Origin of the sequence: Methylobacterium sp. BE186 (genome assembly GCF_031457035.1) — a bacterium.
GTDB lineage: Bacteria > Pseudomonadota > Alphaproteobacteria > Rhizobiales > Beijerinckiaceae > Methylobacterium > Methylobacterium segetis.
The window spans coordinates 168,149-191,770 of the sequence record NZ_JAVDVV010000001.1 but is presented as its reverse complement, the minus strand read 5'-3'; the positions used below and the strand labels follow the sequence as shown (position 1 = coordinate 191,770).

The 23,622-nt window shown below is 72.1% G+C and carries 28 protein-coding genes; 17 read left to right on the top strand and 11 right to left on the bottom strand.

The window, feature by feature from the left end; translation table 11 throughout:
- Positions 1–23 precede the first annotated feature (23 nt).
- Complete coding sequence (locus J2X36_RS00890; protein WP_310344969.1) at positions 24–464, top strand: cupin domain-containing protein; 441 nt, start codon at positions 24–26, stop codon at positions 462–464.
- Positions 465–552: 88 nt separating this feature from the next.
- A complete protein-coding gene (locus tag J2X36_RS00885) occupies positions 553–1,371 on the top strand; it encodes a DUF1194 domain-containing protein (protein WP_310344966.1) in 819 nt (272 codons plus the stop codon).
- A 39-nt stretch (positions 1,372–1,410) separates the two neighbouring features.
- Here the strand turns inward: J2X36_RS00885 and phbB are convergent, their stop codons facing one another.
- The gene (gene phbB, locus J2X36_RS00880; protein WP_132255502.1) at positions 1,411–2,139 is read right to left on the bottom strand and encodes an acetoacetyl-CoA reductase; all 729 of its coding nucleotides are present in this window, start codon (positions 2,137–2,139) and stop codon (positions 1,411–1,413) included.
- Positions 2,140–2,268: 129 nt separating this feature from the next.
- Entirely contained in the window at positions 2,269–3,453 is a 1,185-nt protein-coding gene (locus J2X36_RS00875; protein ID WP_132255501.1) for an acetyl-CoA C-acetyltransferase, read from the bottom strand.
- A gap of 320 nt (positions 3,454–3,773) precedes the next feature.
- On the opposite strand from J2X36_RS00875, the gene phaR reads away from it, so the two are divergent.
- Together phaR and J2X36_RS00865 are read left to right on the top strand one after the other, a co-directional pair.
- On the top strand, positions 3,774–4,373 hold the full coding sequence (gene phaR / locus J2X36_RS00870) for a polyhydroxyalkanoate synthesis repressor PhaR (RefSeq protein ID WP_132255500.1): 600 nt from the start codon (positions 3,774–3,776) through the stop codon (positions 4,371–4,373).
- 90 nt (positions 4,374–4,463) lie between these two features.
- A complete protein-coding gene (locus tag J2X36_RS00865; protein WP_310344958.1) occupies positions 4,464–4,706 on the top strand; it encodes a hypothetical protein in 243 nt (80 codons plus the stop codon).
- A gap of 27 nt (positions 4,707–4,733) precedes the next feature.
- Here the strand turns inward: J2X36_RS00865 and rpmF are convergent, their stop codons facing one another.
- Positions 4,734–4,922, bottom strand: a complete 189-nt coding sequence (gene rpmF, locus J2X36_RS00860; RefSeq protein ID WP_003601373.1) for a 50S ribosomal protein L32 — start codon at positions 4,920–4,922, stop codon at positions 4,734–4,736.
- Positions 4,923–5,244: 322 nt separating this feature from the next.
- On the opposite strand from rpmF, the gene J2X36_RS00855 reads away from it, so the two are divergent.
- The 9 genes from J2X36_RS00855 to J2X36_RS00815 all read left to right on the top strand — a co-directional run bounded on the left by J2X36_RS00855 (position 5,245) and on the right by J2X36_RS00815 (position 12,523).
- Positions 5,245–5,637: a helix-hairpin-helix domain-containing protein gene (locus J2X36_RS00855; RefSeq protein ID WP_132255498.1), complete on the top strand. Its 393-nt coding sequence runs from the start codon at positions 5,245–5,247 to the stop codon at positions 5,635–5,637.
- A gap of 104 nt (positions 5,638–5,741) precedes the next feature.
- The gene (locus tag J2X36_RS00850) at positions 5,742–6,368 is read left to right on the top strand and encodes a ribonuclease D (RefSeq protein WP_132255497.1); all 627 of its coding nucleotides are present in this window, start codon (positions 5,742–5,744) and stop codon (positions 6,366–6,368) included.
- A gap of 228 nt (positions 6,369–6,596) precedes the next feature.
- Positions 6,597–7,328 carry an LPS export ABC transporter periplasmic protein LptC gene (gene lptC, locus J2X36_RS00845; RefSeq protein WP_310344823.1) on the top strand — a complete coding sequence of 244 codons (732 nt, stop codon included), beginning with the start codon at positions 6,597–6,599 and terminating at the stop codon, positions 7,326–7,328.
- Positions 7,325–8,053: an LptA/OstA family protein gene (locus J2X36_RS00840; protein WP_132255495.1), complete on the top strand. Its 729-nt coding sequence runs from the start codon at positions 7,325–7,327 to the stop codon at positions 8,051–8,053. Before lptC ends, J2X36_RS00840 begins: the two co-directional genes overlap by 4 nt.
- A gap of 91 nt (positions 8,054–8,144) precedes the next feature.
- Positions 8,145–8,960, top strand: a complete 816-nt coding sequence (gene lptB / locus J2X36_RS00835) for an LPS export ABC transporter ATP-binding protein (RefSeq protein ID WP_310345551.1) — start codon at positions 8,145–8,147, stop codon at positions 8,958–8,960.
- A 262-nt stretch (positions 8,961–9,222) separates the two neighbouring features.
- Entirely contained in the window at positions 9,223–10,788 is a 1,566-nt protein-coding gene (gene rpoN / locus J2X36_RS00830) for an RNA polymerase factor sigma-54 (RefSeq protein WP_310344819.1), read from the top strand.
- A gap of 149 nt (positions 10,789–10,937) precedes the next feature.
- A complete protein-coding gene (gene hpf, locus J2X36_RS00825) occupies positions 10,938–11,555 on the top strand; it encodes a ribosome hibernation-promoting factor, HPF/YfiA family (RefSeq protein WP_310344816.1) in 618 nt (205 codons plus the stop codon).
- Positions 11,556–11,706: 151 nt separating this feature from the next.
- On the top strand, positions 11,707–12,174 hold the full coding sequence (gene ptsN / locus J2X36_RS00820) for a PTS IIA-like nitrogen regulatory protein PtsN (RefSeq protein ID WP_109889695.1): 468 nt from the start codon (positions 11,707–11,709) through the stop codon (positions 12,172–12,174).
- Positions 12,175–12,184: 10 nt separating this feature from the next.
- The gene (locus J2X36_RS00815; RefSeq protein ID WP_132255492.1) at positions 12,185–12,523 is read left to right on the top strand and encodes a hypothetical protein; all 339 of its coding nucleotides are present in this window, start codon (positions 12,185–12,187) and stop codon (positions 12,521–12,523) included.
- 21 nt (positions 12,524–12,544) lie between these two features.
- On the opposite strand, the gene J2X36_RS00810 is transcribed toward J2X36_RS00815, so the two are convergent.
- The 3 genes from J2X36_RS00810 to ftsE form a co-directional block, all read right to left on the bottom strand.
- A complete protein-coding gene (locus J2X36_RS00810) occupies positions 12,545–13,339 on the bottom strand; it encodes a YdcF family protein (protein ID WP_132255491.1) in 795 nt (264 codons plus the stop codon).
- A gap of 199 nt (positions 13,340–13,538) precedes the next feature.
- Positions 13,539–14,489, bottom strand: a complete 951-nt coding sequence (locus J2X36_RS00805; RefSeq protein ID WP_310344812.1) for an ABC transporter permease — start codon at positions 14,487–14,489, stop codon at positions 13,539–13,541.
- Positions 14,489–15,187, bottom strand: a complete 699-nt coding sequence (gene ftsE, locus J2X36_RS00800) for a cell division ATP-binding protein FtsE (protein ID WP_132255489.1) — start codon at positions 15,185–15,187, stop codon at positions 14,489–14,491. The genes J2X36_RS00805 and ftsE overlap by 1 nt, the downstream gene beginning before the upstream one ends.
- Before the next feature lie 194 nt (positions 15,188–15,381).
- Here ftsE and J2X36_RS00795 point away from each other — a divergent pair, with 194 nt between their 5' ends.
- From J2X36_RS00795 to J2X36_RS00785, 3 genes are all read left to right on the top strand, one after another.
- Complete coding sequence (locus tag J2X36_RS00795) at positions 15,382–16,146, top strand: MJ0042-type zinc finger domain-containing protein (protein ID WP_310344807.1); 765 nt, start codon at positions 15,382–15,384, stop codon at positions 16,144–16,146.
- Between the two features lie 144 nt (positions 16,147–16,290).
- Positions 16,291–16,860 (top strand): hypoxanthine phosphoribosyltransferase, encoded by a 570-nt coding sequence (gene hpt, locus J2X36_RS00790; RefSeq protein ID WP_132256911.1) that lies wholly within the window; start codon positions 16,291–16,293, stop codon positions 16,858–16,860.
- A 162-nt stretch (positions 16,861–17,022) separates the two neighbouring features.
- Complete coding sequence (locus tag J2X36_RS00785) at positions 17,023–17,388, top strand: response regulator (protein ID WP_132256913.1); 366 nt, start codon at positions 17,023–17,025, stop codon at positions 17,386–17,388.
- An 81-nt stretch (positions 17,389–17,469) separates the two neighbouring features.
- On the opposite strand, the gene J2X36_RS00780 is transcribed toward J2X36_RS00785, so the two are convergent.
- The 5 genes from J2X36_RS00780 to J2X36_RS00760 form a co-directional block, all read right to left on the bottom strand.
- Entirely contained in the window at positions 17,470–17,919 is a 450-nt protein-coding gene (locus tag J2X36_RS00780; protein WP_310344797.1) for a hypothetical protein, read from the bottom strand.
- A gap of 7 nt (positions 17,920–17,926) precedes the next feature.
- Positions 17,927–18,220, bottom strand: coding sequence for a type II toxin-antitoxin system Phd/YefM family antitoxin (locus J2X36_RS00775; RefSeq protein ID WP_132256915.1), 294 nt, complete (start codon positions 18,218–18,220; stop codon positions 17,927–17,929).
- A gap of 92 nt (positions 18,221–18,312) precedes the next feature.
- Positions 18,313–19,986 (bottom strand): formate--tetrahydrofolate ligase, encoded by a 1,674-nt coding sequence (locus J2X36_RS00770; protein ID WP_310344793.1) that lies wholly within the window; start codon positions 19,984–19,986, stop codon positions 18,313–18,315.
- Positions 19,987–20,220: 234 nt separating this feature from the next.
- On the bottom strand, positions 20,221–21,570 hold the full coding sequence (locus J2X36_RS00765; protein ID WP_310344791.1) for an aspartate aminotransferase family protein: 1,350 nt from the start codon (positions 21,568–21,570) through the stop codon (positions 20,221–20,223).
- A gap of 11 nt (positions 21,571–21,581) precedes the next feature.
- Entirely contained in the window at positions 21,582–21,806 is a 225-nt protein-coding gene (locus J2X36_RS00760; protein ID WP_132256922.1) for a heavy-metal-associated domain-containing protein, read from the bottom strand.
- 323 nt (positions 21,807–22,129) lie between these two features.
- On the opposite strand from J2X36_RS00760, the gene J2X36_RS00755 reads away from it, so the two are divergent.
- The gene (locus J2X36_RS00755; RefSeq protein WP_310344788.1) at positions 22,130–23,593 is read left to right on the top strand and encodes an EAL domain-containing protein; all 1,464 of its coding nucleotides are present in this window, start codon (positions 22,130–22,132) and stop codon (positions 23,591–23,593) included.
- Positions 23,594–23,622 lie beyond the last annotated feature (29 nt).

Genomic DNA, 23,622 nt, shown 5'->3' with positions numbered 1-23,622 from the left:
TCAGGATTGCAGGAGGTGCGAGAATGTCCGGATCGATGACGGCGGCGCAGATGATCGCGGCGCTTTCCCTTCAGCCCCATCCCGAGGGCGGCCATTACCGCGAGACGTTCCGGGACCCGCGCACGATCGAGGGCCGCTCGGCCGGCAGCGCGATCTACTATCTCCTGGATGTCGGCGAGACCTCGGCCTGGCACCGGGTCGATGCCGCCGAGATCTGGCACTGGTACGCGGGCGCTCCCCTCGTCCTCACGGTCAGCCCGAACGGGCACGACGCGACCGCGCGGCACCTCGGGCCGGACATCGCCCGGGGGCAACAGCCGCAGATCGTGGTGCCGGCGGGTCACTGGCAGACCGCGACGAGCCTCGGCGCCTGGACGCTCGTGGGCTGCACGGTCTCGCCCGCCTTCCGGTTCGAGGGGTTCGAGATGGCCCCGCCGGATTGGCGCCCGACCCCGCGGGGCTGAGGCGGCCCGGGCTTGCGGGGGATCGGCCAAGCCTCGACAATGGCGCGAGGCCGCCCGAGAGCGGCCCGTGGGAAGGGCGAGGGGCGGCATGGGGAGGGGGATCCGACAGCGTGAGGGCGCGGCCCGATGGGCCAGCCGGCGCGCCGCCCTCGTCCTCGCCGCCGGGCTCGCCGGGCTCGCGCCGGCGGCAGCGGTCGAGGAGAGCGTCGCCACCGCCCTCGTCGTGTCGGTCGACGTCTCGCAATCCGTCGACGAGGACCGCTTCCGGCTGCAGATGGAGGGGATCGCCGAGGCGCTGGAGGACCCGTCGGTGCTCGCCGCCATCACGGGCAATTCCGGGGGCATCATGTTCGCGATGGTGACCTGGGCCGACAAGGCCAGTCTCGCCGTCGGCTGGCGCCGGATCGCGAGCCGCCGGGAGGCGGCCGCCGCGGCCGCCCTCGTCCGGGCCGTGCCGCGTCAGGCCGGGGATTTCACCTGTCTCGGGCAGATGCTGCGCACGGTCGGCGCGAACGTGCTGCCCGCCCTGCCGGTCGCGGCCGACCGGGTGGTGATCGACGTCTCGGGCGACGGCATCGACAATTGCACCGATGTCGAGGCGATCCACGCCGAGCGCGACGCCCTCGCCAGGGGAGGCGCCACCATCAACGGCCTGCCGATCTTGGTGCCGGGCGAGAACGACGTGGTGGGGGCGGGCGCCTTCCGCTCGCCGGGCTACGGCCTGCGCGCCCTGCCGATCGGGCCGCAGGGCGGTGAGACAACCCTCGACCGCTGGTACCGGGACCACGTGCTCACCGGTCCCGGCGCCTTCCTGCTCGCCGCCAGGGGCTACGGCGATTTCGCCCGCGCCCTGCGACAGAAATTCGTCCTGGAGATCAGCGCGCTCGAGCCCGAGCGCGCGAAATGACGGGGAGGGGGCCGGGCGCCCGGCCCCCCGGCCGCCGGATCAGGTGAAGTACTGGCCGCCGTTGATCGTCAGGGTCGAGCCGGTGATGAAGCCGGAATCCTCGGCCGCGAGGTACTCGACGGCGCGGGCGATCTCCTCGGCCTCGCCGAGGCGGCCCGCGGGAATCGTCGAGATGATCTTGTTGCGGATGTCCTCCGGCACGGCCATCACCATCTCGGTGGCGATGTAGCCCGGCGCGATCACGTTGACGGTGATGCCCTTGGAGGCGCTCTCCTGCGCCAGCGCCTTGGCGAAGCCGATCACGCCCGCCTTGGCCGCCGAGTAGTTGGTCTGGCCGGCCTGGCCCTTCTGGCCGTTGATCGACGAGATCAGGATGATGCGCCCGAAGCCGCGCTCCCGCATGCCCTCGATGAGGGGGCGGGTGCAGGTGAACATCGAGTCGAGGTTGGTGCGGATCACCGCCTGCCACTTCTCGAAGCTCATCTTGTGGAAGGCGCCGTCGCGGGTGATGCCGGCGTTGTTCACCAGGATGTCGATCGGGCCGACCTCGGCCTCGATCTTCCTGATGCCTTCCTCGCAGGAGGCGAGGTCGCCGACGTCGAACTTGAAGACGGGGATGCCGGTCTCGGCCTTGAAGGCGTTGGCCGCCTCGTCGTTGCCGCCGTAATTCGCGGCCACCTTGTAGCCCTTGGCCTGGAGGCCCTTCGAGATGGCGGCGCCGATGCCGCGCGTCCCGCCCGTGACGAGGGCGACGCGTTCCTGAGCCATGGTTTCCTCCTGATGTTCTTATGAAGACTTCGGATGGCGCATTCTGCCGCCCGGACGGGCCGGCCGCACGCCAATAAAATTGCGGCGGGCCTCAAGAGGTTTTGAGGCCCGCGCGGGGAGCGTGCCGGCTCAGGGGCGCTCGACGCACATGGCGACGCCCATGCCGCCGCCGATGCAGAGGGTGGCGAGGCCGCGCTTGGCGTCGCGCCGCTTCAGCTCGTGGAGCAGCGTGACGAGGACGCGGGCGCCGGACGCGCCGATCGGGTGGCCGATGGCGATGGCGCCGCCGTTGACGTTCACCTTCTCGTCGTCCCAGCCCATGTCCTTGTTGACCGCGAGCGCCTGCGCCGCGAAGGCCTCGTTCGCCTCGATCAGGTCGAGGTCGGAGGGCTTCCAGCCCGCCTTGTCGAGGGCCTTGCGGGAGGCCGGGATCGGGCCGGTGCCCATGATCTTCGGGTCGACGCCGGCGGTCGCCCAGGAGACGATCTTGGCGAGCGGCTTGAGGCCCCGGCGCTCGGCCTCGGAAGCCGACATCAGCACGATCGCGGCGGCGCCGTCGTTGAGGCCGGAGGCGTTGCCGGCCGTCACCGTGCCGTCCTTCGAGAAGGCGGGCTTGAGCTTGGCCATCGCCTCGGGGGTGGCGCCGTCGCGGATGTACTCGTCGGTATCGACGATGGTGTCGCCCTTGCGGCCCGGCACCGTGACGGGGACGATCTCCTCCTTGAAGCGGCCCTCCTTGCGGGCGGCCTCGGCCTTGTTCTGCGAGCGGGCCGCGAACGCGTCCTGCTGCTCGCGGGTGAGCTGGAAGGCCTGGGCCACGTTCTCGGCGGTGGTGCCCATGTGGTAGCCGTTGAAGGCGTCCCAGAGCCCGTCCTTGATCATCGTGTCGACGAGCTTGACGTCGCCCATCTTCTGGCCGCCGCGCAGGTACTGGGCGTGGGGCGAGAGCGACATGGATTCCTGGCCGCCCGCGACGATGACCTTGGCGTCGCCGCTGGCGATCTGCTGCATGCCGATGGCGACGGTGCGAAGCCCCGAGCCGCAGACCTGGTTGAGGCCCCAGGCGGTGGCCTTCTCGGGGATGCCGGCGGCGATGGCGGCCTGCCGGGCCGGGTTCTGGCCGGCGCCGGCGGTGAGCACCTGGCCGAAGATCACCTCGTCCACCTCGTCCGGCGAGACGCCGGCGCGCTCGAGCGCCGCCTTGATCGCGACCTTGCCGAGTTCGTGCGCCGGCACGCTGCCGAACGCACCGCCGAAGGAGCCGACCGGGGTGCGCGCCGCACCGACGATCACGATCTCTTCGCTGCCTGCCATCTGACGTTCTCCTCTCGCGGCCGGCGCTGCTTGGAGCTCTCTGGGTTTCGCGCGCTCTGATGCCGTTCTCCGGATGAAAGCCTTGGGCCAGATGAAGTCAAGCAGGCGATGCGGAGGGCGGTGACGGACCCGCAGGATTGAACACGCTTGGAATGGAACGCCGCCGGCATTATTCTGCGGGGATGAGCAGGAAATTGCTGTTTTCGTCGGCGGGCGAAAGTCTTAAGGTCGGTGCGGGCGCGTCCGGAGCGCCCTGTCTCGATGCGCGCGCCTTGAACGAGGGCGGCGCCGGCAGGTACGGGTCGGGAGAGGCCGCACAGATGGCGGAAAACGGTAAGGCGCATCAGACCGTCATCAAGAAATACGCCAACCGGCGCCTCTATCACACCGGCACCTCGACCTACGTCACCCTGGAAGACCTCGCCACCATGGTGCAAAGCGGCGAGGATTTCGTCGTCTACGACGCGCGCTCGGGCGACGACATCACCCGCTCGGTGCTCACGCAGATCATCTTCGAGCAGGAGAACAAGGCCGGCGAGGACAACCTCCTGCCCGTCGCCTTCCTGCGCCAGCTGATCCGCTTCTACGGCGACAGCATGCGCACGATGGTGCCGAGCTTCCTCGAATTCTCGATGGCGAACTTCGCCCGGGACCAGGACGGCCTGCGCGAGAAGCTCTCGCAGAGCTTCGGCCCCTCGGCGTTCCAGCACGCCCTCGAGGAGCAGGTGCGGGCCAACATGAACTTCTTCGGCGACGCGATGAAGATGTTCACGAATTTCGGCGCCGGAGCCCAGGGGGCGGCGGGAGTCCCGACGACCGCGCAGCCGCCCGCGGCCGTGCCGCCCGGCAGCGACCTCGACGACCTCAAGCGCCAGATGGCGGAGATGCAGCAGCGGCTGGAAGCGCTCGCCAAGAAGTAGGCCGCGGGCGGCCCCAGAACGGTTGACGAACCGTTAACGCCGGCTCCACCCTTGCAACATCCGCGTTGGACCACGCGGAGGGCAGGGCCGATGGCGCAGGGTGAGACGGATGAGTGTCCCGAAAGGGAACGCGCCGAGCCGAACAGCTCGCACGCCCTGACGATCGTGGCCCCGCAGGGCACGGCCCATGCGGGAAATCCCGCGCGCCGGCCGCTCGCGGGCTTCGTGGCACAGCTGATCGTGAGCGAGGATCCGCGCCTGCACCCGTCGCGGGCGGAGCGGACCCGGAAGGCCGCGGCGCTCTACGCGGAGGCCGCGCGCAGGCGGGCCTGAGGCCGCGCCTGGCGGAGCCGAGGCGTCTCAGGCCTCGGCCGACTTCACCTTGAGGACCTGACGGCCGCGGTACATGCCGGTCTTCAGGTCGATGTGGTGGGGACGGCGGAGCTCGCCCGAATCCTTGTCCTCGACATAGGTCGGGGCCTTGAGGGCGTCGGCGGAGCGGCGCATGCCGCGCCGCGAGGGGGAGGTCTTTCGCTTCGGAACGGCCATGGCGGGATCCTGCTTATGCCAAAGCGGCGCCCGGGCGGCTCCCCCGTCTTGTCGGCGGATCGCCTCGCGCACCGTCGTCAAACGGAGATTCGAGGGCGCGCTTATAGCCGCCCGCACCCCGTCTGGCTAGAGCCGTCTCGCGGGCGCGGCAAGGAGAGGATGCCGGAGGGGCGCGTCGGGATGTCCGGTCCGCGACGCGCGGACGGATCACGGGGATCGGAGCGGTGAACGCCTCATTAAGCGCGGGTTCAAGCCGGCCGCTCTAGCTCTCTGGACTGCCGATGCGGCCGAACGGGCCGTCACGGCGCCGGGAGATCCCGCCATGACCACGTCCCTCACCACCGCGTCCCTGGTGCGCGGCCTCGCCCTCGCATTCTGCCTCGCCGCGGCCCCGGCGCTCGCCCAGTCGCCGGCGCCCGCGACGCCCACGAAGCCGAGCCCGACGGCGCCGGCCGCGCCCGCCACTCCCACGGCGCCGGCGAAGCCCAGCGCTCCCGTGGCCGGCGCGCCGAACGCCGCCAAGACCGCCCTGGTCGACCTCAACAGCGCCAGCGCCGAGGAACTCGACGCCCTGCCCGGCATCGGCGCGGCGCGCTCGGCCGCGATCATCAAGGGCCGCCCCTACAAGGGCAAGGACGAGCTCGTGTCCAAGAAGATCATCCCGCAGACCGTCTACGAGGGCATCAAGGACAAGGTCATCGCCAAGCAGAAATAGGCGGTGGCCGCCCCGCCCGGCCCGCCTCCCGCGGGCCGGGCTTGCGGGCGGGAGGCGCGGATGATAGGCGGCGAAAACCGCTTGTCCCCCAAAGACCTGACCTGATGCCCGCCTCACCGACCATCCGCGTCCATCGCGGCGACCTGCCGGCCGACTACGAGGCGGGCCCCGCCATCGCCATCGACACCGAGACGCTGGGCCTCAACCCCCATCGCGACCGGCTCTGCGTCGTGCAGATCTCCCGCGGCGACGGCAGCGCCGACGTCGTCCAGATCCTGCCCGAGGGGCCGGCGCCCGAGGTGCTGCAGCGGGTCCTCGCCGACCCGGGCGTCCTCAAGATCTTCCACTTCGCCCGCTTCGACCTCGCGGTGCTGTTCCAGTATCTCGGCGTGATGCCGGTGCCGGTCTACTGCACCAAGATCGCTTCGAAGCTCGCCCGCACCTACACGGACCGGCACGGGCTCAAGGACGTCGTGCGCGAACTCGTCGGCGTCGATCTCTCGAAGCAGCAGCAATCCTCCGACTGGGGGGCGGAGGCCCTGAGCCAGGCTCAGGTCGAGTACGCGGCCTCCGACGTGCTCCACCTGCACGCCGCCCGCGCCCGTCTCGACGCGATGCTCGCCCGCGAGGGCCGCACAGACCTCGCCCAGGATTGCTTCGACTTCCTCCCGACCCGCGCCCGGCTCGACCTCGCGGGCTGGGCCGAGATCGACGTCTTCGCCCATTCCTGAGGAGGGCGGCCGGGGCGTGCGGCGACGCACATCGCCACGGGAGAACGGGGTGCTTCCTCCCGCAACCGCGCGTGATGGTTGAACATTCGGAAACGCTCAGGCCATAACTTCGCCACCGGTCGGGCGCATCCGGCTCCCGCCGATGCAGGGTGAGTCTGCTGCGCGGCGGGAAACGCGCGTGAGGCAGCCCGGACCGTGATCAGCCGGGCGCATCCCTTCGGGAAAGTCATGCCAGTGGTCGAGGCCGTCGAGACGAGGGAGACCGCGAGCGGCGAGAGCGCGCGCCGGAGGCGGGCGCATGCCCGCGCGCGCAACCACAGCGCCCGGGTGCGCTGGCTGCGGCTCGTCATCCCGGTGGCGACGGGCGGGGCCGGGCTCTTCCTCGCCGCGGCTCTCCTCAATCCCTTCGGCGGCGCCGTGCCGGCCGTCTCGGTCGGCCCGGTGAGCCTGACGGGCAGCAAGGTCAAGATGGAGAACCCGCGCCTCTCGGGCTTCCGCAAGGGCGACCGGGGCTACGAGGTCACGGCGGCCGCGGCCCTCCAGGACATGCGTCGGCCGAGCCTGATCGAGCTGGAGGCCATGCGCGGCCACATCGCCACCGACGACAAGGGCGGCATCGCCCGGCTCGAGGCCGCGACCGGCCTGTTCGACACCGGCCGCGAGGCGCTGACGCTGGAGAAGGACATCCGGCTCTGGACCGACAAGGGCGAGGAGATCCGGCTGCGCTCGGCCGCGGTCGATTTCAAGGCCGGAACGGTGAAGTCGCGCGAGCCCGTCACCGTGACGGTGCCGAGCGGCTCGGTCACCGCCGACAGCCTCGACGTCGTCGATAACGGCAAAGTGATCTCCTTCGTCGGCAACGTGCGCACGCTGTTCCAGGCCCCCGAGAAGGAGCCGGGCGAGACGGGCGGCGCCCGTATCCGCACCTCGGCGGCCGAGCCCGCGGACGGGCGCCGATGAGGCGGCACCTTCCCCTCGCGCTCGCGGCCCTCCTCGCCGCCGGGCTGGCTGCCGGGCCGGCCCTCGCCCAGAAGCCCGCCGCCCCCACGGCCCCGGCCGCGCCCCGCAAGGAGAGCGCCGCGCCGCTCGGCGCCCTCGGCGGCGGCGGCAAGGACCCGATCAAGATCGACGCCGACCGGCTCGACGTGTTCGACCGCGAGAACAAGGCGGTGTTCGCCGGCAACGTCGTGGCGGTCCAGGGCGACAGCACCATCCGATGCTCCAGCCTGACCGTGCACTACAAGCGCGGCAAGGAGGCGAAGAAGGCGGACGATGCGCCCGGCGAGGAGGCGGCTGAGAAGCCCTCGATGGCCGAGAACGGCATCCAGAAGGTGGAGTGCGCCGGCCCCGTCACGGTGGTGCAGAAGGATCAGGTCGCCACCGGCGACAACGCCGTGTTCGACCAGACCGCCCGCCGCATCGTGCTGACCGGCAACGTCGTGCTCAGCCAGTGCCAGAACGTCACGCGCGGCTCGCGCCTCGTCTACGACATGGGCACGGGCCGCGCCAACATGGACCCCGTCGCGGGCGGGCGCGTCTCGGCCCTGTTCGTCCCGGGCGAGAAGGCCGACGCCAAGGGCGGTGCCAAGGGCTGCCCCCCGCCGCCGAACCTCGCCAAGCCGGCCGCCAAGCCCGCCGAGGGCGCCGACCAGCCCGCCGGGAAGGCGCGGGCCCAGGCTCCGTGATCCCCCCTTGAGCGCCTCGACCCTTCCCCTCGAGCCGGCCCAGGTCCTGCGGCCGCCCGCCGACCGGCGCGCTGCGGGCGCTGCCGCGCGAGTGCGGGGCCCCTCGCTCCTCGGCCGCCTCCTCGGCCGCGGGCGGACCGCGCCGGAGACGGGCGCCGACGGCGCGCCCGCCGCCGAGGGCGGCCCCGGCATCCTCTGCGTGCGGGGCCTGCGCAAGAGCTACGGCAGCCGCACCGTGGTGCACGAGGCGGGGCTCACCGTGCACAACGGCGAGGCGGTGGGGCTGCTCGGGCCGAACGGGGCGGGCAAGACCACGATCTTCTACATGATCACCGGTCTCGTCTCGGCCGACCAGGGCCACATCACCCTCGACGGGATGCCGATCACCCACCTGCCCATGTACCAGCGGGCGCGGCTCGGCATCGGCTACCTGCCGCAGGAGGCCTCGATCTTCCGCGGGCTCACCGTCGAGGACAACATCCGGGCGGTCCTCGAAGTGGCGGAGCCCGACCGGAAGGAGCGGGCCCGCAAGCTCGACGCGCTGCTCGAGGAATTCAACATCACGCGCCTGCGCAAGTCGCCCTCCATCGCCCTGTCGGGCGGCGAGCGGCGGCGCTGCGAGATCGCCCGGGCGCTCGCCTCCTCGCCGAGCTTCATGCTCCTCGACGAGCCCTTCGCCGGCATCGACCCGATCGCGGTCGGCGACATTCAAGACCTCGTGAAGCACCTGAAGCAGCGGGGCATCGGCGTCCTCATCACCGACCACAACGTCCGCGAGACGCTGGGGCTGATCGACCGCGCCTACATCGCCCATTCGGGCCGGATCCTCACCGAGGGCACGCCCGAGGAGATCGTGGCCAATCCCGAGGCGCGCCGGCTCTATCTCGGCGAGGATTTCCGCCTCTAGGATCGCGATCCCGTTTCGCGACGGGCGCGCGTTGATCGCGATCATCCCGCGGCCACCCCCGCACACCAAGCGGAAAGCAATCTGCCGGACACTCCGACTGTGCCGCCGCGGCCACGGCGGAATGCCGCGACGCGTCATGCGCGATCACGCTTTGACGCGCCCGGGCAATGGGTCTAGATCTGGATCTCGGGAAAGAAGCAAGAAACGTGCCGCCCCTCGCGGCAGGGATCTGCACGTCGCATCGGAGAATCGGGGCTTCGCGATGAGTTTGCTGCAACGGCTGGAGATGCGCCAGGGTCAGGCCCTGGTGATGACGCCGCAGCTCCTGCAGGCCATCAAGCTGCTCCAACTCTCCCAGCTCGACCTCGCGGCCTATGTCGATGCCGAGCTGGAGCGCAACCCGCTCCTGGAGCGCGTCGACGGCGAGGGGCACGAGACCCCCGAGGCGGCCTCCGACACGGCCTTCGAGGGCCGAGAGGGCCGAGAGGGCGGAGAGGCCGCGGACGGGGAGGGCGGCGAGCCCGAATCCTGGCTCAGCCAGGACCTGAACCCGAGCCGCAGCGAGATCGAGGGCGATTTCGACACACGCCTCGACAACGTCTTCCCCGACGAGAACCCGAGCCCGGCCCGCGAGGCGGCCTCCGGCGACATGCTCTCGCTGACGCCCGCCCCCTACGGCAATACCGGCGGCAGCTTCGACGGGGAGGCGCCCGATTTCGAGGCGACGCTCACGGCCGAGACGTCGCTGCGCGAGCACCTCGCCGCGCAGCTCGATCTCGCCACCCGCGATCCCGTCGAGCGCCTGATCGGCGGGTTCCTGATCGACGCGGTCGACGAGGCGGGCTACCTGCGGGACTCGATCGACGCGGTCGCCGAGCGGCTGGGCACGAGCCTCGACACGGTGGCCCGGATCCTCAAGCTCGTCCAGGGCTTCGATCCGGCCGGCGTCGCGGCGCGCGACCTCGCCGAGTGCCTCGCGATCCAGCTCCGCGAGAAGGACCGGTTCGATCCCGCGATGCAGGCGCTCGTCGCCCGCCTCGACCTCGTCGCCAAGCGCGACTTCCCGGCGCTGCGCCGGCTCTGCGGCGTCGACGACGAGGACCTCGTCGAGATGCTGGCCGAGATCCGCCGCCTCGATCCCAAGCCCGGCCGCGCCTTCGGCGGCAGCGCCGTCGAGGTGCTGATCCCGGACGTGTTCGTGCGCGCGGCCCCGGACGGCTCCTGGCTCGTCGAGCTCAACGGCGAGGCGCTGCCCCGGATCCTCGTCAACCAGAGCTACTATGCCCGCGTCTCGAAGGGCTCGGTGGCCGAGGGCGACAAGGCGTTCCTCTCCGAGTGCCTGCAGACCGCGAACTGGCTGACGCGCAGCCTGGAGCAGCGGGCGCGCACCATCCTGAAGGTCGCCACCGAGATCGTGCGCCAGCAGGACGGCTTCTTCGTGCACGGGGTCACGCATCTGCGCCCCCTCAACCTGAAGACCGTGGCCGAGGCGATCGGCATGCACGAGAGCACGGTCTCGCGGGTCACCTCGAACAAGTCGATCGGCACGAGCCGCGGCACGCTGGAGATGAAGTACTTCTTCACCGCGGCGATTCCGGGCGCGGCGGGCGCGGCCGCCCATTCCTCCGAGGCGGTGCGCCACCGGATCAAGCAGCTCGTCGACGGGGAGACGCCGAGCGACGTGCTCTCGGACGACGCGCTCGTGCAGAAGCTGCGCGACGAGGGCGTGGACATCGCCCGCCGCACGGTGGCGAAATACCGCGAATCCCTGCGGATTCCCTCCTCGATCGAGCGGCGGCGCGGAAACTTCGCCCCGGCCCTGCGCTAGGTCCCTGGCTCGGTCCTGCGCCCCGTCCTTGGCTTGGCCCTTCGCTTGGCCCTCGGACCCGGCGGGCCCGGGCGGCTTCGGCGCGCGTTGACTTCTGAAGGCGGCAATCCTTAAGTCGCGGGCAACCACATCGAGAGACCGGAGGAATCATGGGGTCATTGCGCGTCACAGGCCATGGCCTGGACCTCGGCGAGGCCCTGCGCGGGCGTGTCGAAGAGCGGATGGCCGCCACCCTCTCGAAATACCTCGACAGCCACATGAACGGGACGTGCTCCGGGCACGTCACGCTGCGCCGCGACGGCACCGCCTACCGGACCGATTGCGTGCTGCACCTCGTCTCGGGGCTCACGATCGAGGCTTCTTCCGCCGCCCACGATGCCCGCGCGAGCTTCGAGCAGACGGCGGACCGGCTGGAGAAGCGCCTGCGCCGCTACAAGCACAAGCTCAAGGACCACGGCGCCGCCGAGCATAACGGCGCCACGGTCGAGGCGGCCTACGCCGTCTTCGCCGCGCCCGTGGAGGACCCGGAGGAGGAGGTCCACGAGGAGGCTCACGAGGAGGGGGACGGCGCGGCCCACCCGCCGGTCGTGGCCGAGAGCACCAAGACCCTCAAGCGCCACTCGGTCAGCGAGGCGGTCACCGCCCTCGACATGACGGGCGCGCCGGTCCTCGTCTTCGTTCACGCTGGCACCGGGCGCATCAACGTCGTATATCGGCGCAGCGACGGAGCGATCGGCTGGGTCGATCCGCCCGACGCCGCGTCCTGAAACCGACGCGCGGGAGCGAGGCCGGAACCGGCCTCGGACACCGCTCATTGACCAAAGGGCCGGGCGAGTCCGGGCAAGGGGCCGGGCCCGCGGTACCAAACTCACTGCGCGGGGTCCGGAGCGGACCCGGCCGACGGGGCAGCGGTCCTCCATGTCAGTGCTGGAATTCCTGGATCCGAATTCCGTGATGCCGTCGCTACGCGCCCGCGCCAAGAAGCAGGTCCTGCAGGACCTGAGCGCCCAGGCCGTGCGCCGCCTGCCCGCCCTCGACGAGCGGGAGGTGTTCGAGACCCTGCTGCAGCGCGAGCGCCTCGGCTCGACGGGCATCGGCGACGGCGTCGCGATCCCGCACGGCAAGCTGCCGGGCCTCGACCGGTTGTTCGGCCTCGTCGCCCGCCTGGAGCGGCCGGTCGATTTCGAGGCGCTCGACGGCCAGCCCGTGGACATCGCCTTCCTGCTGCTCGCTCCCGAGGGCGCGGGCGCCGACCACCTGAAGGCGCTCGCCCAGGTCGCCCGCATCCTGCGCGAGCCCGGCATGCTGGAGCGGATCCGCGCCGCCCGCGACGCGAGCGCCCTCTACGCGCTCCTGACCCACACCTCCGCCTCGCAGGCCGCGTGAGAGCTCTCCCTTGACCCGACCGCTCCTCCGCCGCGCGGGCGCGCTCGCCGCCCTGCTCGTCCTCGCCGCCCCGGCCGCCCGCGCCCAGGGCGGGGACACGGCCTGTCCGCGCGACCTCCTCGTCGCCCAGTCCATGCAGCGGCAGGCGATCGACCAGCTCGAGCAGGCCGAGGGCGACGACGCCTCCCGCTGCCGGATCTGGCGCCGCCACGTCGAGACGATGCGGCGGGTCGCGAGCGTCTACGGGCGCTGCCTGTCGGGCGGCGAGCGCACGGAGCGGCTCGCCCAGGTCCAGGGTTCGGAGAAGGAGTTCGGGGGCCTGATCAAGACCCGCTGCCGGGGGATGTGAGCGGACCCGGCGGGCCGGTGGTCAGTCCAACCCGCGCGGGATGGGCTCGGCGACCATCTTCACGGGCTTGCCGCGGCCGATGATCACCGCCGCGTGGGAATATTCCGGATCGGCCTCGAAGCGCGTCCGCAGCCAGGCCACGAGGAACTTCACGTATTCCGCCGCGAGCAGCCGGGCGGCCGGCGGGTGCTGCCACCAGCGGCCGGCGTCGAAGCCCTCCGCCACGACGGGGTGAGGCACCACCCGGTCGCTGCCGGTCAGGGCGTGGTCGAGCTCGATCAGGGTGCGCGGCATGTGGTAGTTCGAGGTCACCACGGCCACGGTGTTGAAGCGGTTCCGCTGCATCCAGCGGCGGGTCTCGATGGCGTTGCCGATCGTGTTGCGCGCCCGGTAGTCGAGGTCGACGCAGCACTCGATCCAGTAGCGCTGGCTCGGGTTGAGGCGGGCGATCTCGTCGCGGCTGGTGCGCTCGTTGACCCCCGTGATGAGGAGCCGCCGGCCGTAGCCGCCCGCGAGGAGGTCGATCGCCTCGCCGATGCGCTCGGCGCCGCCCGTCAGCGCGACGATCCCGTCGGCGCGGCCCGGCGGCACCCGCTCGGTGCGCTCGAGGCAGGCGACGAAGGCGAGGAAGCCCGTGAGCAGCGAGACGCAGCCGAGGCCGCCGAAGCCGAGAAGAACCGTCGCGACGAGGCCGCGGCGCGGCGCGGGCGCCGCAGCGGCCGGGCGGCGGGCCGACCGGCCTGCCGTGGCCCGGCCCGCTTCCTGCCAAGCCCAGCCGAAGGCCTCGGCCGGCCTCATGTCGGGAACGCGTGGCATCCGCGGGCTCATACTCCCAGACCATAGCGCCGATTGCGGCGCCGGAGAGGCAAGTATTCCGCTCCTCCAAAGGTTCACAAAGGGTTAACGATCCCCGCAAGCCCGTAGGCCCGCGGAGGAATCGCGCCCGCGGGCGGCTCGCGCGTGCGGGCCATCTGCGGGAACGAACCACGTGCGGGAACGGATCCCCGGGCTCCCCTCAGGCCAGGAAGCGCCGCACCGTGAGCCGGGAGACGATGCCCGTGACGATGGAGGCGATGACCCCGATGAGGAGCACGCTGGCATAGCCCCGCCAGCCGATGTGGAAGGCGCCGAACAGGGCCTCGATCTCGTCGCCCGCCGGCCCCGAGCGCCAGGCGCGGGCGACGAGGCCGGCGAGCGCGAAGACCGCGAGCGCGAGGCCCGCCCCGATGGCGCCCCCGCGCAGGCCCAGCCCGAAGAAGCGGCGCTGGAAGGCCCGGGCGATGTAATCGTCGTCCGCGCCCACGAAGTGGAGCACCTCGACCACCTCGCGGTTGCCCGCCATCGCGCCCCGCGTCGCGAAGGCGACCGCGAGGCCCGTCGCGATCAGGACGAGGGTGACGATGCCGATTCCGGCCCCGACGAAGGTCGTCGCCATGGTCGAGAGCCGCTGCTGCCAGAGGGCGTGGTCGTCGAGGCTGGCGACGCCCGGCAGCGCCTCGCCGAGCGCCGCGCGCAGGTGCTTGAGGTCGGGCGCCGGGGTGTCGCCGAGCTTCAGGGTGATGAGGCGCGGCACCGGCAGGTCCGACAGGTCGAGGCCGCTGCCGAGCCAGGGTTCGAGCAGGCGCTCGGCCTCGGCCTTCGAGAAGACGCGGGTCGCCCGGATGCCGGGCTCGGCCTTGGCGAGCCCCTCCGCCCTGGCGATGTCGGCGTCGATGTCGCGGCCGGGGCCGGGGCGGACCTGGATCGTCACCTCCTGGGCGACCGCGCCCTGCCACTGCTCGGCGCTCGAGGCGACGATCTCGGCCGCCCCCGCGCAGAGGGCGGCGAGGAAGGTGAGGATGGCGATGACGGCGGCGAGCGAGCGGCTCGCGGCCGAATCCGTCGGGACCAGCGGCGCGTTCCGGCGCAGGGTCGGGGGCAGGGCGGGCTCGATGGCCGGAGCGGCCGGGTTCGGGGAGGCGGCCATCAATCCTCGATCCGCAGGCGTCCCTGCCCCAGCACCATCCGGCGGGTCGGGAAGAGCTCCATCAGCCCGAAATCGTGCGTGGCGATGATGACGGAGGTGCCGAGCTTGTTCAGCTCCACGAAGAGCCGCAGGAGCCGGCGGCCGAGTCCGGGATCGACGTTGCCGGTCGGCTCGTCGGCGAGCAGGAGTTCGGGCCGGGCGATGAGGGCGCGGGCGATGGCGGCGCGCTGCTTCTCCCCGCCCGACAGGAGCGGGGGCAGCACGTGCATGCGCTCGCCGAGGCCCACCCAGCGCAGCAGCTCGACCACCTCCGCCCGGTAGCTCGTCTCGGCGCGGCCCTGGACGCGCAGCGGCAGCGCCACGTTCTCGTAGGTGGTCAGGTGGTCGAGGAGCCGGAAATCCTGGAACACGACGCCCATGCGGCGGCGCAGGCCCGTCAGCGCCTCGCTGGAGATGCCGCTCACCTCCTCGCCGAAGACCGAGACGAGGCCCCGCGTCGGGCGCACCGAGAGCAGGATCAGGCGCAGGAGCGTGGTCTTGCCCGCGCCCGAGGGGCCGGTGAGGAACTGGAAGGAGCGCGGCGCGATGCGGAAGCTCACGTCCGAGAGCACCTCCGGCCCGAGGCCGTAGCGCATCCCGACATTCTCGAACTGAACCACCGGCTCCTCGGCGCCGGAGAGGAGGCTGCCTGTCTTCACCCGTTCGCCCGCCCCCTGGTGCCTGCCTGCGCGTCCCGTGGATTGACCCCGCGGGGCGCGGATTTTCAAGCCCCCGTGCCGACCGCACCCTCGGGCCGCGGCTTCACCGGGGATTAACCCTGTGCCGCGAGAACCATGTGCGTGGATTCTGAACGGGCGGCAACCGCCGATTCGGGGCCGGAGGCCCCACACCCATGCTGATCGTCTGCCCCGCCTGCGCGAGCGAGTACCGGATCGAGGCGGACCGCGTCGGGATGGAGGGCCGCTCGGTGCGCTGCGCGGCCTGCCGCGAGGCGTGGTTCGTCAGCCCCGCCGACGTGCTCGCCGGGCGCAGCGCCGAGCTCGAGGCGGAGTGGGAGGCCGCGGCCTCGCCGACGGGGTCCGGCCCCGAGGCCGGCGTGTCCGCCGGGGGCCCGATCGTCGAGAACGTGCCGCCGCGCCCGGCGCCGAAGCGCCGGCTCGGCGCAGCCCGGCCTCCGGGCCGGGCGACGGGTGGGCGCCGCCGGGGGCTCGCCGGGATCTCGCCGGCGGCCGCGGCCGCGCTCGTGCTGCTGGCGGCTCTGCCCCTCGCGCTCCTCGCCCGCGCGACCGTGGTCCGCGCCATGCCGCAGACCGCCGGGCTCTACGCCCGCCTCGGCCTGCCCGTGAACCTGCGCGGCCTCGACCTGCGCGACGTCGCCGCCTTCCGCGCGCCGGCCTCGGACGGGCTGCCGGCCCGGCTCAGCGTCGAGGGCGATCTCGTCGGCGTCGGCGCGCACGCGGTCCCGGTCCCCCCGATCGAGGTCGAGGTGCGCGACGCCGAGGGCCGCCCGCTGCGGGTCTTCACGGTCCCGGCCCCGCGCCCGACGCTGGAGGCCGGCGAGCGCGCCCGCTTCTCGGCCCGCCTCGACGATCCTCCGGCGCAGGGCCGGGCGATCGAGGTGCGCTTCGCCTCCGGGCCGGCCGAGGCGCATCCCTGACCGCCGCCTCGGGCGAGGGCCCGGCCCTGAGGGCCGCCGGATGGCATCGGCCACCGCCCCGGCTCGCGGACGAAGCCCTGCGGCCCCGACTTTTTGCGCCGCGAGGCGTGGGCAGGGCCGGGCGAAATGCTCTATGAGAGACCCATGACCAGCGCCTCCCGACGCGTCCGCGTCCTGTTCGACGAAGCCGCCATCGCCCGGCGCAACGAGGAACTCGCGCAGGAGATTCTCGCGACCCAGCCCCGGGACCTGCTCGTCGTGGCCGTCCTCAAGGGCAGCTTCATGTTCGCGGCCGACCTGCTGCGGGCGCTGCACCGGACCGGGCTCTCGCCGCAGGTCGAGTTCGTGCACCTGTCGAGCTACCGCACCGGCACGGTCTCCTCGGGCCAGGTCGAGATCCTGCGGGACGTCGAGAGCGAGGTGAAGGGCCGCGACGTGCTCCTCGTCGACGACATCCTCGAATCCGGCCGCACCATCGTCTTCGCCAAGGACCTCCTGATGGCCCGCGGCGCCAAGCGCGTGATGACGGCGGTGCTCCTCGAGAAGCCGGGCAAGCGCGCCGTGACGATCGACGCCGACTTCGTCGGCTTCACCTGCCCGGACGTGTTCGTGGTCGGCTACGGCATGGACGTGGCGCACGCCTTCCGGCAGCTGCCCTTCGTCGGCCTTGTGGATTACGAGAGCAGCGAGCCGGACCTGTTCGGCGGCACCTGAGGGCGCCTCCCGCCGCAACGGACTCTTCAGGAATGTCGCGGCAATTGCGCACAGGGATGGGGCGCCGGAACTGTTACGGCCGCCGGAATCTTGACAGGCACGCGGGCGCTTGCGTGATTCGCGGGCCGCTTGTCGGCACAACGATTTCTCAGACGGGACGGCATGGCGCGCATATTGCTCGTCGACGATGAAGAGACGGTCCGCGGCTTCCTCAAACGGGGGCTGGAGATCGACGGCCACGCCGTCGTGACGGCGATCGACGGCAGCGACGGGCTCGACCGCCTCAACGAGGCGGACGGCGCCTTCGACCTGATGCTCACCGACATCCGCATGCCGCTGATGGACGGCATCGCGCTGGCGCTCGCGGCCAAGCGCGACTTCCCGAACCTGACGATCCTCCTGATGACGGGCTTCGCCGACCAGCGCGAGCGCGCCCGCGGCCTCGACGCCATCGTCACCGACGTGCTGACGAAGCCGTTCTCCCTGGCCGACCTGCGCTCCACGGTGAACCGGGCGCTGGCCGCCTAGAGCCTGTCGACACAAAGCGTTTCCCTCACGCGAACCGCATCCCCGTCGCCCGGGAAGGCGCGCGGGGCCGCGCGACGCGGATCAACGCTTCACGACATGGGCGGTACCGGCCTCCCGGTTGAGCAGGATCGCCTCCTTCAGCGTGCGAAAGACCCCTCGGGGCAGATAGCCGTAGAAGCAGGGCGCACCCTCGGAGGAAGGCGTGTCGCCCTGTCGGATCGGCCGCAGATCGGGACCGGGCCAGACGAACACGTTGACTTCCGTGGCCACGATATACGAGGGGGCGGCGTCCATCCCGAGGTGACGCTTCACGGCGGCCGGAATCTCGACGGCGTCCTCGCGACGCGCAGGAGCGCTGTGCGTGACCGGCGCCACGTAGAGGATGGCGGAGGGGCCGATGTCCCGGCGGGCCAGAACGACGACGGCGGGCCGATCCTTCCGGCCTTCGAGCAGGCCCGCCTCGCTCTCGCGTCTCCACAGATAGGCGTAGCACAGCACGAGACCGGGCTGCGGGTCCTCCGGGAGGCGCATGAGCGCGTCAGGTCCGCGGAGCGGGCGACGCCTCCGTGCCCGGGTCGTCCAGATCCTCGATCTCGTAGGCGTGCGCCTCGGGAATGTCGGCCTCCCGGATCATCGCCATCTCGACCTCGGAGAGATCGCGGACGCCGACGGCCCGCCGGTAGCAGGCCCAGAGTTCGTTGTAGGTCTCGGCGGAGACGAGATAGGCGCTTTCCCGCCCATGCTTGGTGATCTGCACGGGCTCCTTCTGGGCACGGTCGTGCCACAGGCCGAAATTCTTCTGCACCTCGGAAGAGGTGACGGTGATGGACATGCCCGGCTCCGGTTTTCCGTAAAATACGGATATCCGGACCCAGCCTCAAGGGCGATGAGGCCCGGCGGCCTCGATGGCCGCCGGGCCGACGATCAGAACAACCCGTCGATCTGGCCGTTCGCGTCGAGACGGATCGTGTCCGCGGCGGGGACACGGGGCAGGCCCGGCATGGTCATGATCTCACCGCAGATCACCACGACGAAGCCGGCGCCCGCCGAGAGACGCACGTCGCGCACCCCGATGAGGTGGCCGGAGGGCGCGCCCATAAGGTTCGGGTCGGTCGAGAACGAGTACTGGGTCTTGGCCATGCAGACCGGCAACTGGCCGTAGCCCTCCTTCTCGAAGGCGGCGAGCTTGGTGGCGGCCTTCGACTCGATCTGGATGTCGGCGGCGCCGTAGAGCTTCGTCGCGATCGCCTTGATCTTGTCGGTGAGCTTGCCCTCGGGCTCGTAGGTGTAGGTCAGGGGCTTCTGCTCGCCCTCGGCGAGCTTCACCACGGCGTGGGCGAGTTCCTCGGCGCCGGCGCCGCCATCCGCCCAGTGCTTGCAGGTGATGGCCTCGACCTGGAGCTTCTCGGCGCACAGCGCCTTCAGCCTGGCGTGCTCGGCGTCGGTGTCGGCGTAGAAGTGGTTGACGCCGACGACGACCGGCAGGCCGAAATTGCGCACGTTCGTCACGTGCCGCTCGAGGTTGGCGAAGCCCCGCTCCAGGGCCTCGATGTTCTCCGAGCCGAGGTCCTTCTTGTTGACGCCGCCGTGCATCTTCAGCGCCCGCACCGTCGCGACGATGACGACCGCGGAGGGCTTCAGCCCGGCCTGGCGGCACTTGATGTCGATGAACTTCTCGGCGCCGAGATCCGCGCCGAAGCCCGCTTCCGTCACCGTGTAGTCGGCCAGCCGCAGGCCCGCGCGGGTGGCGATCACCGAGTTGCAGCCGTGGGCGATGTTGGCGAAGGGGCCGCCGTGGATGAGGGCGGGGTTGCCCTCCAGCGTCTGCACGAGGTTCGGCTGCAGCGCGTCCTTGAGGAGCACGGTCATCGCGCCCGTGGCCTTCACGTCCTTCAGCGTCACGAGCTTGCGGTCGCGGGTCTCGGCGATGACGATGCGGCCGAGGCGCTCCTCGAGGTCCTCGAGGTTCTTGGCGAGGCAGAACACCGCCATCACCTCGGAGGCGACCGTGATGTCGAACCCGTCCTCGCGGGGGAAGCCGTTGGCGACGCCGCCGAGCGACTGGTTGATGGCGCGCAAAGCCCGGTCGTTCATGTCGACGACGCGGCGCCAGAAGATGCGCCGCACGTCGATGTTGAGCTCGTTCGCCCAGTAGATGTGGTTGTCGATCAGGGCAGCGGCGAGCGAGTGGGCCGAGGTGATGGCGTGGAAGTCGCCGGTGAAGTGCAGGTTGATCTGCTCCATCGGCACGACCTGCGCCTTGCCGCCGCCGGCCGCGCCGCCCTTCATGCCGAAGCAGGGGCCGAGCGAGGGCTCGCGCAGGCAGATCATGGTCTTCTGGCCGATGCGGTTCAGGGCGTCGCCGAGGCCGACCGTCGTCGTGGTCTTGCCCTCGCCGGCCGGCGTCGGGCTGATCGCGGTCACGAGGACGAGCTTGCCCTCGGGCCGGCTCTCCAGGGAGGCGATGTAGCCGTGGTCGATCTTGGCGATGTGCTTGCCGTAATTGTGAAGCGCGTCCTCCGGGATGCCGAGCTTCTCGGCGACCTGTGCGATCGGCTTCAGGGTCGCCGCGCGGGCGATCTCGATGTCTGAGGGCATGGTTTCCTCACCTGTTCACGAGGGCATCGTGTGGCGTTGGCGTTTCTTGGCCGGGGACGGTGCGCACCCCGAGGGCTGCCGGTCCGGGCCGTGCGCCTCTCTTAGGCCGAGGAGCGCGCAGGCCAAGGGCCGAGCCTGAACAATCGGAGCAGTTTGCGCGAAGGCGGGCGGAATTGCGCGTCGGAAATTTTGAAGGCGGCGGCAAATTTTCATTCTGGCCGGGCGCGGGCCGTGTCACGGGTTGGCGCGGATCACCGGCTCCAGGCGATCGACCATCTCGCCGATCTGGTCCTCGCGCACGATGAGCGGCGGGGTGAGCGCCAGGGTGTCGCCCGCCGCCCGCACCACGAGCCCCGCCTCGAAGGCACGGTCCATGATGGTGAAGGCGCGCAGGGCCGGCGCGTCGGGCCGCGGCGCGAGGTCGATCGCGGCCGCCAAGCCCACGGTCCGGATGTCGAGGATGCCGGGCAGGCTCCGGAGGCTCATCACCGCCTGCCCGAAGGCGGGCTCCAGCGCCCGGGCGCGGGCGAACAGGTCCTCGTCCCGGTAGAGGTCGAGGGCGGCGAGCGCCGCCGCGCAGGCGAGCGGATGGCCCGAATAGGTGTAGCCGTGGAACAGCTCGACCCCGTGCTCCGGCCCCTCCATCAGGGCCGCGTGGACGGGCTCGCGCACGATCACGCCGCCCATCGGCACGGTACCGGAATTCACCCCCTTGGCGAAGGTGATCATGTCGGGCACGACGCCGTAGCGCTCGGCGGCGAAGGCGTGGCCGAGGCGCCCGAAGCCGGTGATCACCTCGTCGAAGATGAGGAGCAGCCCGTGCCGGTCGCAGATCGCGCGGAGCCGTTCGAGATAGCCCTTCGGCGGCGGCAGCACGCCGGTCGAGCCCGCCATCGGCTCGACGATCACGGCCGCGATCGTGGACGCGTCGTGGAGCGCGACGATCCGCTCCAGGTCGTCGGCGAGATGCGCGCCCCAATCCGGCTCGCCGACCGTGAAGGCCTGCCGCGCCCGGTCGTAGGTGTGGGGCAGGTGGTCGACGCCCGGAAGACCCGGCCCGAAGGCCCGGCGGTTGGCCGCGATGCCGCCGACCGAGATCCCGCCGAAGCCGACGCCGTGATAGCCGCGCTCGCGCCCGATCAGGCGGGTGCGCCGGCCCTCGCCGCGGGCCTGCCAGTAGGCCAGCGCGATCTTCAGCGCCGTGTCGACCGCCTCCGAGCCCGAATTGCAGAGGAAGACCCGGTCGAGGTCGCCGGGCGCCAGCGCCGCGAGCCGCCCCGCCAGGGCGAAGGCCGCCGGATGCCCGAACTGGAAGGGCGGCGCGTAATCGAGCTCGCCCGCCTGCGCCCGGATCGCCCGCACGATCGGCTCGCGGGCATGGCCCGCGTTGCAGCACCAGAGGCCCGCGATCCCGTCGAGGACGTGGCGCCCGTCCGGGGTGACGTAGTGCATGCCCTCCGCGCCGGAGACGAGGCGCGGCTTGCGGCGGAAGGCGCGGTTGGCCGTGAACGGCATCCACCACGCGCCGAGGTCGTTCGGGCCTGGCAAGGGGCCTGGCAAGGTGCCCGGGAGCGGAGCGGGCATCGCCAGGCCCGTCAGCCCGTCATCGCGGTCGCGGTGTAGCCGGCCCCGGTCAGGGCCTGCGCCACCTCGAGGCTCTGGGCGCGGGTGCGCAATGCGACGCGCCCGAGGGCGAGGTCGACCTCCACCTCGGCGCCGGGGTCGAGGCGCCGGATCGTGCGGCGCACGGCCTCCGCGCAGCCGCTGCAGGTCATGCCCTCGACCCGCATCATCAGGAGGTCCACCTGCCTCTCGTCCATGAGCCCTGTCCTCTCTCGGCCGCGTCCCATCCCATGTCGGACCCTCGGCGCGGCGATGCAAGGCGGTTCGACGAGGGCGCCCGGCCCAGGCGTGCATCCGGCACCCGGGACCGGGAGGGTCATCGGGCCCGGCAAGTCATCGGGCCCGGCAAGTCATCGGGCCCGGCAAGTCCATGTCACACCGGCCGGAAATCGGCGGCCCTTGCCGGCTCGCGCCTTGCCGGGCCGGACCGCCTCGGCAACAAGGTGGGATGCCCCGATTCGGCGCGGTCCGTCCGGTGCAGGTTTCCGTTCCCGCGTTCGAGGGGTTTGGGCTTAGTCCGATGGACCGGATCTTCGGCCGGCGCAGCAGCCTGTTGGCCCTGGCTCTGCTCGGGCTCCTCCTGCTCGGCCCCCTCGCGATCGTCTCTCCCCTCGCCGCCGCCCTCGCGCTGACCCTCGCGGCGGCGCTCGCCGCGCTCCTCTCGCATCGGCGGGCGGCGGCGCTGACGCGGCGCTGCGACAAGCTCTCCGCCGAGTTCGACGTGCTGGCCAAGCGCCTGATCCGCCTCGAAGCCGGGGCGGCGGCGCCGGCGGCCGCCGAGCCTCCGGCGGACACGGCCGCGCTCGCGACCGGCATCGAGGAGGTGACCGTCGAGATCGGCCTCCTCAGCGGCATCGTGCGCGACCTCGCCTCCGTGGTCGCCACGCAGGACGGCGAGATCGCCCGCCTCAAGGCGGAGATGCAACGGCCGGCCCCGCCCGTCGCGCCGCCGCCGCCCGTCCTCGCGGCGCCCGTCCTCGCGGCACCGGTCGCCCCGATGCCGATCCCCGCCGCCCCCGTCGCGCCGCCGCCGCCCGAGCCGGCGCGGCCGGCCGCCTTCGCGCCGCGGCCGATCCCGCCCCTGCCGCGATCGTCCGGGGCCGACATCGTCCCGGGCCCGGCCGGCGCAAGGCCGGAGCGGGGCGCCCGCGACGAGGCCGTCGTGGCGGCCTTCGACCGCGAGGGCCTGGAGGTGCACCTGCAGCCCGTGGTGGTGCTGCCGCAGCGCAAGGTCGTCTCCTACGAGGCGCTGGCACGGCTGCGGGTCGAGGGCGAGGTCCTGGCGCCGGAGGCGTTCCTGCCGGTGCTGGAGCGCTACGGCCGCACCACCGACCTCGACCGGCGCATGCTGCAGCGGGTCGCCACCATCGCCCGCCATCTCGCGGGGCGCGGCAGCGAGGCGGCGGTGGCCTACGGGCTCTCGCCGCTCTCCCTCTACGAGCCCGGCTTCCTGCGCTCGCTGGCCCGCCTCGTCGCCGCCGAGCCGGGCCTCGCGGGGCGGATCGTGATGGCGCTGCCGCAGGCGAGCTGGCGCAACCTCGACGCCGAGCAGGCGGCGGCGCTTGCCGCCCTCCGCGGCCGCATCGGCTTCATCCTCGACCGCCCGACGGACCTGCGCTTCGACGCCCTCTCGCTCGCCGAGCGCGGCGTCGGGCAGGTCAAGGTGCCGGCCGACCTGCTGCTCCGGCAGGCGGCGGGCCGCGGCCCCCTCTCCGACATCGCGGTGGAGGATCTCGTCGCGGCGCTCGCCCGGGCCGGCATCCGCCTCGTCGCCTGCGCCGTCGAGCACGAGGGCGACGTGCCCGACCTGATCGACCTCGACGTGCCCTTCGCGCAGGGAAGCGTCTTCGCCGCGCCCCGCGCCGTCCGGGCGGAGGTTCTGACTGCGCCCCCCGCGCCGCCCCCGCCTCAGCCCCCGGCCGACGACCCCGAGCCGCCGCCGCAGCGGCGGCCGTTCCGCGACTTCCTGCGCCGGGCGAGCTGAGGGCGGGCGTTGCAATCGGCGGGCGCGCC